Here is a 12,507-nt window from a genome sequence, read left to right on the forward strand (position 1 = left end):
TTATTCCATCCCCCGTTCGTTTCTATGCACGCATCCAAGAGAGCTCTTCTCGCAGTCGCCTGCGGCCTCGCCGCAGGCGTTTTGCCGTTTGGCACCATGGCGCAGACCGCCGCATGGCCTACCAAGCCGATCCGGTTGCTGGTGGGCTTCCCGGGTGGTTCGACCCCCGACATCGCGGCACGCACCATCGCCGAGCCGCTGTCCAAGGCCCTCGGCCAGCCGGTCGTGGTGGACAACAAGCCGGGCGCGTCGGGCAACATTGCGGCCGACCAGGTGGCCAAGGCCACGGACGACCACACCCTCGGCATCGTGATCAACGGCAATCTGACCTCGTCGAAGATGCTGTATCCGAAGCTGCCTTACGACCCGGCCAAGGACTTCACCTACCTGTCCCTGATCGCCACTGCGCCGCTGATGCTGGTCGCGCCTGCGAACCTGCCGGGCGGCACGGCCTTCTTCGATGCCGCCCGCAAGGCCGGCGACACCTGGAGCTACGGCTCGGTGGGCGTGGGCTCGGTCGGCCACCTCGGCATGGAGCAGCTCAAGAGCCGCGTGCCGGGCATGAAGGCGATTCACGTGCCCTATCAAGGCAACCCGCAAGTGGTCACCGGCCTGATCGGCGGCCAGGTGCAGATGGCGCTCATCCCCCCGGGCGTGGCGCTGCCGCAGGTCAAGGCCGGCAAGCTTCGCGCCGTCGGCCTGACGAGCGGCCGCAGCACGCTGGCGCCCGAAGTGCCGTCGCTCTCCGAAGCCGGCGTGAAGGACTTCAACCTCGAGGTGTGGACCGCGCTGCTCGGCCCGGCGAACCTCTCGAAGGTCGCCCAGGAGCGGATCAACAAGGAACTCGCGATCATCATGAAGTCGCCCGAAGTGCGCCAGAAGCTGTTCGACCAGGGCTGGCAGGCTGTGGGCACTTCGCCTGACGGCATGCGCTCGCGCGTGAAGGAAGAGGCGGCGATCATGTCGAAGATCATCTCGACCAACGGAATCAAGCTGCAGTGAGCGCATCGACAGTTCTCGAGCCGCAGCGCGAGCTGCCGGTCTTCGGCGAATACGACGTCGTCGTGGTTGGCGGCGGGCCGGCGGGCATCGCGGCCAGCGTGAGTGCAGCGCGGCGCGGCGCGCGCACGCTGCTGGTCGAGCGCTACGGCTTCCTCGGCGGCATGGGCACCGCGGGTGGCGTGACCAACTTCGCGGGCCTCTACGGCAAGCGCGAAGGCGAGATGACGCAACTCGTGCACGGTGTCGCCGACGACCTGCTGGATCGCATCGACGCGCTGGGCGGCCTCAACAAGCCGCAGGACGGCATGCAGGGCCGCATCCGCGTGCGCTCCTACGACACCTCGGTCTACAAGTGCGCGGCGGACCAGTTGCTGCTCGCTGCGGGCGTGCATCTGCTTTTCCATGCGCTCGCCGCTTCGGTGGTGATGGACGGGCAGCGCATCGCCGCGCTTGTCGTCGAGACCAAGTCGGGCCGGCAGGCCATCCGTGCCAATGCGTTCATCGACGGCAGCGGCGATTCCGATATTGCCGCCTTCGCGGGCGTGCCGTTCGCGGTCGGCGATGGGCATGGCAGCGGGCTCTTTCCGTCGACGATGTTCCGCGTGGGTCACGTCGATGCGCAGCGCGCGCTGGCGGCGGTGGGCGAATTCAAGGCGATCAACGACCTGATGACGAAGGTGCGCGAGCGCGATCCGGACGCGTATCGCTTCCCGCGCGAAGGCGCGATCCTGCGTCCGCAGATCGACCCGCGCGAATGGCGCGCCAATGTCACGCAGATCCGCAACGCGCAAGGCAATGCGATGAACGGGGTCAATGCGCATGAGCTCAGCGACGGCGAGATCGAAGGCCGCCGGCAGATCGCCGAGTACTTCCGCTTCCTCAAGGCGGAAGTGCCGGGCTTCGAGCAGTCGGCCATCGTCGAGATCGCGCCACAGGTGGGCATCCGCGAGACGCGGCGCATCGAAGGGCTCTATGCGTTGACGGGCGAGGACATCCTGTCGTCCGCGCGCTTCGACGACAGCATCGGCATCAATGCCTGGCCGATGGAGATGCACGCGGCGGGCCGTATCGAGTGGGCCTTCCCGCGCGACGAGCGTCGCACCTACAACCAGTTGCCGTGGCGAATGATCGTGCCGCGCGGCGTGGACAACCTGTTGGTGGCCGGGCGTTGCGCGTCGATGACGCACGAAGGCCAATCGGCGGCGCGCGCCAGCGGCGGCTGCTTCGTCATGGGGCAGGCGGCCGGTACGGCAGCGGCTTCCCTGGGCGGCGACAGCTTCGCCGCGGTGGATGTGCCGGCGCTGCAGCGCAAGCTGGTCGCGGACGGCGCGGACATCGACCACTGAGCATGATCGAGACGCGCTTCGTCGGCCGCGTCTCGCTCCTGCGCGAGCGGGTGGAGTCGTTCGAGCGCTATCCCTTCAACCTGCCGTCGGTGCGCGCGCTCGATCGCATCGAGCCGCATCCCAAGGTCACGTTCTTCATTGGCGAGAACGGCTCCGGCAAGTCGACGCTGCTGGAGGCCATCGCGGTGTCGCTGGGTTTCAACCCGGAAGGCGGCAGCCGAAATTTCCAGTTCGGTACGCGCCCCTCGCATTCGGAGCTTCACGAGTACCTGCGCATTGCCAAGGGAATGAAGAGACCTCGCAGCGGGTACTTCCTGCGAGCGGAGAGCTTCTTCAACGTCGCGACCGAGATCGAGAAGCTCGATGCCGAACCTTCGTTCGGCCCGCCGGTGATCAACGCCTATGGCGGGCGATCGCTGCACGAGCAGTCGCATGGCGAGTCGTTCCTTGCGCTGCTGAGGGATCGCTTCATTCCGCAGGGCCTGTACCTCCTCGACGAACCGGAGGCGGCGCTGTCGCCGCAGCGCCAGCTCGCGGTGCTCGCGCGCATCCACGATCTGGCCAGCGAGGGCTCGCAGTTCATCATCGCCACGCATTCGCCGATCCTGATGGCCTATCCGGAAGCCAGCATCTTCCAGTTCGACAGCAATGGCATTTCGCAGGTCGCCTACGAGGACACCGAGCATTTCCAGGTGACGCGGGACTTTCTCGCCGATCCCCAGCGCATGCTGCGCATTCTTCTGGCCTGACAGGCGCGAGACAGCGTCTCGGCTGTCTCTTTGCTATCGTTGCAGGCTCGTTTCTGCGCTTTTCCCCATGACTGACCCCGCGACCGCCGCCCGCCTCGTCGATGACCTCGTCGAGTTGATGCACCTCGAACCCCTGGGCGATGACCGATTCCTCGCGCAAAGCGAAGACATCGGCACCCCGGCCGTCTACGGCGGCCAGGTGCTCGGGCAATCGCTGATGGCGGCGTGCCGCACGGTCGGCGCAGACCGCCCGGTGCATTCGATGCACGCCTATTTCCTGTTGCCCGGCGAGCATGCGCCGATCGAATACGCGGTGGACCGCGTGCGCGATGGCCGCAACTTCACTGCGCGCCACGTGGTCGCGCGGCAGGGCGAACGCATCATCTTCGAGATGTCGGCCTCGTTCCAGACGGTCGACAAGGGCATCGAGCACCAGCTTGCCATGCCCGAGCTGGACGGCCCCGACGGCCTGCCGAGCGAGCTCGACCAGCGCATCGCGCTCGGCGATCGCCTGCCAGAGTACTTCCGCGCCAAGGGCCTCGTGCCGCATGGCATCGAATACCGCCGCGTCGAGCCCGACGATCCGCTGGACCCGGCGCCGCGATCTTCCGAAAGCGCACTGTGGATGCGTGCAATCGCACCGCTACCGGACGATCCGCTGGTGCATCGCGCACTGCTCGCCTATGCATCCGACCACGGCCTGCTGCGTGCCGCGATGCTGCCGCATGGCCTGAGCTTCATGAGCGGCCAGGTGCGACCCGCGAGCCTCGACCACGCGATGTGGTTCCACCGCGATTTCCGCATGGACGAGTGGCTGCTCTACGTGCTCGATTCACCGAGCGCCGGCGGTGCGCGCGGCTTCTGCCGCGGCAGCGTCTTCACGCGTGACGGAAGGCTGGTTGCCTCGACCGCGCAGGAAGGCATGCTGCGCATCCTGCCCAAGGGCAGCTTACTCTCCAGCGCAGGCCGCGCCGCTCCGATCTGAGGCCCCCGCCCATCAGCCCTTGAAGGGGTTCGCGGTGGCGAACCACAGGCCGATGCCGGTGGCAATGATGAACGCCGTATCGGTCACGCCTGCGATCAGGAAGAACTGAGTCTGCAGCGTGTCCTTGAGCTCCGGCTGGCGCGCCGTGCCTTCGAGCAGCTTGGACCCGACGATGCCGATGCCGAGGCACGAGCCCACGGCGGCGATGCCAATGAGGAGACCTGCAGCGAGGGGAAGGGAGTCGAAGCCGTTCATGTTGCTCTTTCGTTGGCCTTGGAAGTTCGGCCTGGTTGCTGCCGGTGCCACCTCGGCTCCGGCTTGCCTCCAATGTCTTCGAGCACGCGCATGGCGTCGATGACCTCGGAGGTCATGTCGCCAGCGCCATGGACGGGCTTCTTCAGCCGGGCAACAGCCGCTTGAGGTAGCGCCCTGTGTGGCTCGCCTCGTTGGCCGCGATCGTCTCCGGCGTGCCGGTGCCCACCACCGTGCCGCCGCCTGCGCCGCCTTCGGGGCCCATGTCGATCAGCCAGTCAGCGGTCTTGATGACGTCGAGGTTGTGCTCGATCACCACGATGGTGTTGCCCGCGTCGCGCAACTGGTGGAGCACCTTCAGCAGCAACTCGATGTCCGCGAAGTGCAGGCCGGTGGTCGGCTCGTCGAGGATGTAGAGCGTGCGGCCCGTATCGCGCTTGCTGAGCTCGAGCGCGAGCTTGACCCGTTGCGCCTCGCCGCCCGAAAGCGTGGTCGCGGCCTGTCCCAGCTTGATGTAGCTCAGGCCGACGTCCAGCAGCGTGTGCAGCTTGCGCTCGATGGTCGGCACCGCCTTCAGGAATTCGTGCGCGGCTTCGACCGTCATGTCGAGGATCTGCGCGATGTTGCGGCCCTTGTATTGCACTTCCAGCGTCTCGCGGTTGTAGCGCTGGCCGTGGCAGACCTCGCAGGGCACGTACACGTCGGGCAGGAAGTGCATCTCGACCTTCACCACGCCATCGCCCTGGCAGGCCTCGCACCGGCCGCCTGCGACGTTGAAGCTGAAGCGGCCGGGGCCGTAGCCGCGTTCGCGCGCGGTGTTGGTCTCGGCCATCAGCTCGCGAATCGGCGTGAAGAGCCCGGTGTAGGTGGCCGGGTTGCTGCGCGGCGTGCGGCCGATGGGCGACTGGTCGACGTTGATGACCTTGTCGAAATACTCGATGCCTTCGATCGCCTCGTGCGCGGCCGGCTCCTCGTGCGCGCGATAGAGCGTGCGTGCCACCGCGGTGTAGAGCGTGTCGTTGACCAGCGTCGATTTGCCGGAACCCGAGACGCCGGTGACGCAGGTCAGGAGCCCGACCGGGAAGGCGACGTTCACGTTCTTGAGGTTGTTGCCGGTCGCGCCGACCACGCGGATCTCCTGCACGTCGCTCTGCGTCGCGAGATGCGCGGCTTCGCGTGCGGCGCGGCGCTCGGCTGCGGCGCTTGGCGGAAAGCGCGATGCCTTCTTCGTGGTCTCCGGTGACTCCTTGGTGACCACCGGCAGCCATGGGGTGCGGCGTGCCGGCACCGCGATCTTCTTCTCGCCCGAGAGGTATTGGCCAGTGAGCGAATCCGGATTGCCGGCGACCTGTGCGTAGGTGCCTTGCGCCATCACCCGCCCGCCATGCACGCCCGCGCCGGGGCCCATGTCGATGATGTGGTCGGCGGCGTGGATCATGTCCTCGTCGTGCTCGACCACGATCACGCTGTTGCCGATGTCGCGCAGGTGCTTCAGCGTGCCGATGAGGCGGTCGTTGTCGCGCTGGTGCAGCCCGATGCTGGGCTCGTCGAGCACGTACATCACTCCGGTGAGCCCGGAGCCGATCTGCGATGCGAGGCGGATGCGTTGCGCCTCGCCGCCGGAAAGCGTTTCAGCGCTGCGATCGAGGCTCAGGTAGTTCAACCCGACGTCATTGAGGAACTTGAGCCGCAGGCCGATTTCGCGCACCACCTTGTCGGCGATCTCTGCCTTGGCACCGCGCAGGTGCAGCGCGCGGAAGTATTCGAAGCTCTCGCGCAGCGTGGCGTGGCTGATCTCGTAGATCGCCATGCGACGCGGCTCGGGGCCTGCGTCATCCACCAGGAAGACATTGCGCGCCTCGCGCCGCAGACGCGTGCCTTCGCAATCGGGGCAGGGCTGGAGGTTGCGGAAGCGCGAGAGGTCTTCGCGCACCATCGCCGAGTCGGTCTCGCGATAGCGGCGCTCCATGTTCGGGATGATCCCTTCGAAGGGGTGCTTGCGCACCAGCTTCTTGCCGGCCTGCTGGCCGCTTTCCATCACGTAGGTGAACTTGATTTCTTCATGCGCCGAGCCGTTGAGGATGGTCTGCTGCACCGACGCGGGCAGTTCTTCGAAGGGCTTGTCGAGGTCGAACTTGTAGTGCTTGGCAACGCTCTCCAGCATGCTGAAGTAATAGCCGTTGCGGCGGTCCCAGCCCTTCACCGCGCCGCTCGCGAGGCTCAGCGACGGGAAGGCGACGACGCGTGCCGGGTCGAAGAATTCGCGGTTGCCAAGGCCGTCGCAGGTCGGGCAAGCGCCCACCGGCGAGTTGAAGGAGAAGAGACGCGGTTCGAGTTCGGCCAGCGAGTAGTGGCAGATCGGACAGGCGAACTTCGCGTTGAACAGGTGCTCGCGCGCGGGCGGCAATCCGGATGCGGATGGCTCGCTTGCGGGCGCATCCATCTCGAGTGCGATCGCGCGGCCGTCGGCGAGGCGCAGTGCGGCCTCGAAGCTCTCCGCGAGGCGCTGCTGCATATCGGGGCGCGCGCGCAGGCGGTCGATCACCACGTCGATGTCGTGCTTCTCGGTCTTCTTGAGCTTGGGCAGGTCGTTGTATTCGTAGGTCTGTCCGTCGACCCGGAAGCGGATGTAGCCCTGCGCCTGCATCTCGGCGAAGAGTTCGAGGAACTCGCCCTTCTTGTCGCGCGCGACGGGCGCCAGGATCATCAGGCGCGGCTCGTCGGGGATGGCCAGGACCGCATCCACCATCTGGCTCACCGTCTGCGCCTGCAGCGGCAGGTCGTGGTCGGGGCAGTAGGGCGTGCCGGCGCGTGCGTACAGCAGACGCAGGTAGTCGTGAATCTCGGTGACCGTGCCCACGGTGGAACGCGGGTTGTGGCTCGTCGCCTTCTGCTCGATGCTGATCGCGGGCGACAGTCCCTCGATGACGTCGACGTCCGGCTTGTCCATCAACTGCAGGAACTGCCGTGCGTACGCCGAGAGGCTCTCCACATAGCGGCGCTGCCCTTCGGCGTACAGCGTGTCGAACGCAAGGCTCGACTTGCCCGAGCCGGACAAACCGGTGATCACCACCAGCTTGTTGCGCGGAATGTCGAGGTCGACGTTCTTGAGGTTGTGCGTGCGAGCGCCGCGAATGCTGATGCGCTGCTGCGCAAGCACGGCACCGAGGTAGGCGTCATCAGGAATGGGATTCACGTGGGCGAGCAGATTTTGGGCAACCGGACATGATAAGTGCCCGGGTGTTTCAGGGCTTTGCCCGGGATTTGGACGGCAGGTGCAATCCCGGCCGGCAAGAAATCTTGCCTCCCGCACAAGAAGATTCTGAAAAATGCCCCGTAAATGCGGAAACGTCGCTCATCTTGCGAGTACGCCGCTATGCTCCGCCGCTCGTGTTCATGTAAGGGAGAAATATGCATTCCGTAGTCGTCGTGGACGGTCATCCTGCGATCCGCCTGGCGGTTCGAACGGCGCTGACCAGCACCAATCAGTTCGAAATCATTGGCGAGGCCGGGGACGGTCCTTCGGCCCTCGCGGTCATCCGCGAGCTGGAGCCGCAACTGGTCATCCTCGATCTCGAATTGCCCCGCCTGAACGGGCTCGACGTGATCGAGCGGGTGCGCAAGGCGCTGCCCCGGACCAAGCTGGTCGTGCTGTCGGGCCAGGAGGAGTCGATCTTCGGTGCCCGCGCAGTCAAGGCTGGTGCGAATGCGTTCATCAGCAAATCCGAGGATCTGCAGCGGCTGGTCCATGCGGCGCATGCGGTCCTCGCGGGCTACAGCATCTTCGCGACGTCGATCCTGACTTCGCAGTCCACGTTGCTGGACGGATCGCGGCCCAACGCCATGATCCGGCGCCTGTCGGATCGGGAGCTCACGGTGCTCCAGCATCTTGCGCGAGGTCTGAGCAACAAGGAAATCGCCGAGATCCTGCTCATCAGCAACAAGACGATCAGCGGATACAAGGCGCGGATCTTCGAGAAGCTGAGCATCTCTAGTCTCGTAGAACTGGTCGATTTTTCTCGTACCCACCGACTCGTCACGTGACGAGTCGATGGTTCAGGCGTGCATGCCGGCAAATGCGGTCGCCCGCTGCATGACAGAGGCGAGTTCGGCGCGAGCAGTCGGGTACAGCGCGAGCGAGGTCGCATCGGAATCGCTGTCCTCCACGGCCTTGAACGCACGCACCGCCTCGTCCTCGTCCAGCTGATGGCAGGCCGAGCTCATGCGATGCGCAAGCTGACGCAGGACCGTGTGGTTGGCAGCATCAGCGGCCCGTTCCATCGCCTGCATGTCCTTCTCGGTCGCTGCCACGAAGACCGCCACGAGTTTTGCGACCTTGGCCGGGTCGCCATCGCATAGCTGCATGAGCCGGGCATAGCGCGGCGCGGTGACTTCGGCAGCCTGCACCGCACCCTTCTCTTCGTCCGTCTCCACACCCCGCTGGAGCACCTTGGACAGCGCCTCGCGCAGATCCCCCAACTGCAGCGGCTTCGAGAGATACGCATCCATCCCCAGCGCCAGACAGCGCTCGGCTTCGCCCTGCAGCGCATTGGCCGTCAGCGCCACGATCGGCAGCCTCGGCAGACCCCGCTCTCGCTCGCGCTCCCGAAGTCGCCGCGTCAGCTCGTAGCCATCCAGCCGCGGCATGTGGCAGTCCGTCAGCAGCAGGGCGTAGTCGCCCCCGGGCGCTCGCTGCGCCTCGAGCATCTCCCAGGCCTGCTGCCCGTCCTCGGCGCAGTCGCAGGCGTAGCCCAGCTTGTGCAGCTGCCGGGTGAGCACTTCGCGGTTGATCGGGTGGTCCTCGGCCAGCAGCACCCGCTGGCCCTGGCCAGTCTGGCTGGGTTCGGACGATGGCTTGGCCACCGGTTGTCTCACCGCCGCGTCGATGGCCAGCCGGTGCGGCGCGCTGCGCCCCGGGGCCGAGCCCACGCTGGGCACCCACGGGCGCAGCGGCAGGGTCACGATGAAGCGGCTGCCCGCGCCGAGCGCGCTCTCGCAGCGCACGCTGCCGTGCATCAGCTCCACCAGCTGCTTGACGATGGTCAGCCCCAGCCCCGTGCCGCCATAGCGCCGGGTGGTGGCGATGTCGGCCTGGCGGAAGGGCTCGAAGAGCGTCCTGACTGCCCGCGGATCGATGCCGATGCCCGTGTCCTGCACGGCCAGTTCGAGCTCGCCCTTGTCGGTGCGCAGCACCTCCACCCGCACGCTGCCCTGCTGGGTGAACTTGATGGCGTTGCCGATCAGGTTGGTGAGCACCTGGCGCAGCCGCACCGAATCGCCCACCACGAACTGCGGGATGGCCGGATCGACGTGAAAACTCAGCCCGATGGCCTTGCGCGCGGTCTCCGCGCCGAAGGTGGCGCAGACATCCTCCACGAGGCCGGCCAGCGCCAGCGGCCGGCTCTCGATGTCCAGCATGCGCGCCTCGATCTTGGAGAAGTCTAGGATGTCGTTGATGATGGTCAGCAGCGACACGGACGACTCGCGGCAGCGCCCGAGCATGGTGCGCTGGTCGTCGTCCAGGGGCGTGTCCAGCACGAGATCGATCATGCCGAGCACGCCGTTCAACGGGGTGCGCACCTCGTGGCTCATCATGGCCAGGAAGTGGGCCTTGGCATCCACCGCCGAGCGTGCCTCCTCGGCCTTGGTCACAAGGTTCGCCTTGAGTGCTTCCTCGTCGGTGATGTCCTTGGCGATGCCGGTGAACTCGACGACGACCACATCTGCGTCATCCGACACCACCATGCGGGCCCGCACCTCGGTCACACGAATGACTCCGCTGGGCCTGCGAACGCGGAATTGGTCGCTGTAGAGCTCCAGCCGCTCGGCGAACATGTGCAACAGCTTCGCTCGCACTCTTTCAACGTCTTCCGGATGCACCAGCGTGCCCAGTTTTCGCCAGGTCAGGGCTCCTTCTCCTTCGTCTGTGTGGTCGCCGATCTCGAAGATCTGAAGGACTTTTTCGTCCGCCTCGATCGTCGTGTCGCGAAATGCGGGATTCCACAGGTTCGTGTTCTTCGGCAGTCTGGTGGTGGAATGCCACACCCCCAGGCCACCGATGGCCAGCGCCAGCTCGAGGTCGATGCGCGATTGCTTGAGTTCGGCCAGTACCCGGTCCGCCTGCGACTTGGCCTCGCGCAGCTCGACCTCTTTCTCCCGTCGCTCCGTGATATCGCGATTGACGCCGATCACGCGGTCATGACGCCCGTTACGTATGTGGTCCATCGACATGAAGCCTTCGACCCAGCGCACTTCACCCGAGTCGCAGACGATCCGGAATTCATACGCGCCGACCTGCTGTCCTCCACGCGCGATCTCGATCTGGGCCCCGATCGGCTCGACATCGTCGGGATGCAGTTTCGCGAAGAAGTCCGAGATCGTGCGGCCATTGCCTTTCAAGTCGAGGATCTCGCCCGCCCGCTGGTCCAGGCGCAGGTCGCCGGTTGTCTGATTCCATTCCCAGACACCCATCTGGGCCGCTTCCAAGGCGACGCCCAGTCGCGCATTGAGGTCTTCCAACTGGCGCTGAACCGCAAGCTGTTCCGTGACGTCGATTGCCACGCCGACGATGCCGCGCAGCTTGCCGCACCGGTCAAAGACCGGCTGCTTGCGCGCCTCTAAGCGGCGCACGGCGCCTCCGTGCAGCTCTATCGTCTCGTCGAACGTGCCTGCACTGCGCGACGCGAGGAGTTCGCGATCCTGTGCGTGGAAGCGCTCGTTAAGCCCGGACGGAAAGAGATCCTTGTCCGTCTTCCCCACCACGTGGGCTGGATCGAACCCGTGGGCGCGACAAAACGCTGCGTTGATCGTCCGGTAGCGGAACTCCGTGTCCTTGAAGAACAGGATGTGAGGAACGGCATCCATGACCGCATGAAGTTCATCGTCGTGACGTCCGATGCGTCGCACGCGCAAGAACTGCACCGTTGAAAGGGCCACGATGCAGACGGAAGCCAGTGCGACCCAGAACCAGTGGAGTTCGATGGCCCGGGAGTGACCGAAGAAGTAGCTCGCCGCGGCAAGCAGACAGGTCAGAGCCATGGTGGCGACGCCGCTTCGGTCGATCGCCTCTCTCAACGCCTTGAACTTGATCTCCATGCAGCCTCCGTCCATGGGAAAGCAACCGAGCGGTGGGTTCGATGCGTGCATTCTTATCGAAGGCACTTCCGGCTGGAGATTTCCTCGGGGAAAGTTCCTGTTCGAACGCAGAGGCGGCTTGTCGACGTTCAACCCAGATTTGAATTGCTACTAAAGACCTAAGATGCCGCCGGCCCGCTGCATGAGGTTCGGGCCGATCGACTGCCAACAACAGATGCACGCGCACGCAGTGCACCCAGGGAAACAACATGACTGCCTCGATTGTCCAAGGTCCGGCCGCCCGCCGGCGAGTCGCAGTGCTCGCCTACACCGTCCGCGCGCGCGAATATGCGCGCCGTGTCTTTCGCTCTGTCGGCTATGCGCCGCTCGTGTTCGTCAGTCTCGATGAACTGGTCGAGCTCGGTCCCGATGCGTCGATGCTCGAGATGCTCCTGGTTGGCGACGCGCCGGCGGAGGACAGCCTCGGGCGGCCCGTTCTGCAAACCGTGCGCCAGCTCATCGGCCAGCAAGTGCCCCTGCTGCATGCTCGACTCGCGCGGGACGCAGCGCCAAGCGCGCCGCCCACCGACGTCGCGACCGCATCGCCACGCTACTTCGGAGACCTTTGCATCGCGATCCTCAGCCTGCTTGGCGCCATCGGCATCGACAAGGCGCCACTACAACTGACCTGGGGGGACTACACCCTCGATCCGGCGAGACGGATCGTCGCCTTTGACGGACGTCAGGTCAGGCTCGACCCTGTCGCTTTCGACATCGCCCTGGAACTGTTCTTCCGCGCGGGACAGCTGGTCAACAAGAGGACGCTGACCCTGATGCTGCCACCCAACGAGCAGGGCATGGAGCGGCGCCGGATCGAGAACATCGGGAGCGTCATCAAGGAGCTGCGGTCGTCGCTTCGGCTTCGTGACCTGCACGGCTGGCGGCTCGAGACGCACCCTCACCTGGGCTACCGACTGGTGCAGACGGAGAACCGCAGCCCGGAGCCTTCGACCACCGGTACGGTGATCCACTGGTTATCGGAGCAGGTGTTTACCCCAGCGGTCTGAGGCATAGCCGCAAACGCCGGGCGACGGGCCCG

9 protein-coding genes are annotated in these 12,507 nt (G+C 65.7%); 6 read left to right on the forward strand and 3 right to left on the reverse strand.

Features of this window, described 5'->3' with window-relative positions; translation table 11 throughout:
* The first annotated feature begins 24 nt into the window (after positions 1–24).
* From FHW64_RS25105 to FHW64_RS25120, 4 genes are all read left to right on the forward strand, one after another.
* Complete coding sequence (locus tag FHW64_RS25105; protein ID WP_184530939.1) at positions 25–1,002, forward strand: tripartite tricarboxylate transporter substrate binding protein; 978 nt, start codon at positions 25–27, stop codon at positions 1,000–1,002.
* On the forward strand, positions 999–2,348 hold the full coding sequence (locus FHW64_RS25110) for an FAD-dependent oxidoreductase (protein WP_184530940.1): 1,350 nt from the start codon (positions 999–1,001) through the stop codon (positions 2,346–2,348). The genes FHW64_RS25105 and FHW64_RS25110 overlap by 4 nt, the downstream gene beginning before the upstream one ends.
* Before the next feature lie 2 nt (positions 2,349–2,350).
* Positions 2,351–3,097: an AAA family ATPase gene (locus FHW64_RS25115; RefSeq protein WP_184530941.1), complete on the forward strand. Its 747-nt coding sequence runs from the start codon at positions 2,351–2,353 to the stop codon at positions 3,095–3,097.
* A 67-nt stretch (positions 3,098–3,164) separates the two neighbouring features.
* The gene (locus FHW64_RS25120; RefSeq protein ID WP_184530942.1) at positions 3,165–4,082 is read left to right on the forward strand and encodes an acyl-CoA thioesterase II; all 918 of its coding nucleotides are present in this window, start codon (positions 3,165–3,167) and stop codon (positions 4,080–4,082) included.
* A 12-nt stretch (positions 4,083–4,094) separates the two neighbouring features.
* On the opposite strand, the gene atpE is transcribed toward FHW64_RS25120, so the two are convergent.
* Positions 4,095–4,337 (reverse strand): F0F1 ATP synthase subunit C, encoded by a 243-nt coding sequence (gene atpE / locus FHW64_RS25125; RefSeq protein ID WP_184530943.1) that lies wholly within the window; start codon positions 4,335–4,337, stop codon positions 4,095–4,097.
* A gap of 142 nt (positions 4,338–4,479) precedes the next feature.
* Positions 4,480–7,530: an excinuclease ABC subunit UvrA gene (gene uvrA, locus FHW64_RS25130; RefSeq protein ID WP_184530944.1), complete on the reverse strand. Its 3,051-nt coding sequence runs from the start codon at positions 7,528–7,530 to the stop codon at positions 4,480–4,482.
* Between the two features lie 215 nt (positions 7,531–7,745).
* Here uvrA and FHW64_RS25135 point away from each other — a divergent pair, with 215 nt between their 5' ends.
* Entirely contained in the window at positions 7,746–8,378 is a 633-nt protein-coding gene (locus FHW64_RS25135; RefSeq protein WP_184530945.1) for a response regulator transcription factor, read from the forward strand.
* 12 nt (positions 8,379–8,390) lie between these two features.
* On the opposite strand, the gene FHW64_RS25140 is transcribed toward FHW64_RS25135, so the two are convergent.
* The gene (locus tag FHW64_RS25140; protein ID WP_184530946.1) at positions 8,391–11,429 is read right to left on the reverse strand and encodes an ATP-binding protein; all 3,039 of its coding nucleotides are present in this window, start codon (positions 11,427–11,429) and stop codon (positions 8,391–8,393) included.
* Between the two features lie 296 nt (positions 11,430–11,725).
* Between FHW64_RS25140 and FHW64_RS25145 the strand changes: the two genes are divergently transcribed.
* A complete protein-coding gene (locus tag FHW64_RS25145; RefSeq protein WP_184530947.1) occupies positions 11,726–12,475 on the forward strand; it encodes a response regulator transcription factor in 750 nt (249 codons plus the stop codon).
* Positions 12,476–12,507 lie beyond the last annotated feature (32 nt).

Source organism: Variovorax sp. Sphag1AA (assembly GCF_014192575.1).
Taxonomy (GTDB): domain Bacteria; phylum Pseudomonadota; class Gammaproteobacteria; order Burkholderiales; family Burkholderiaceae_C; genus Variovorax.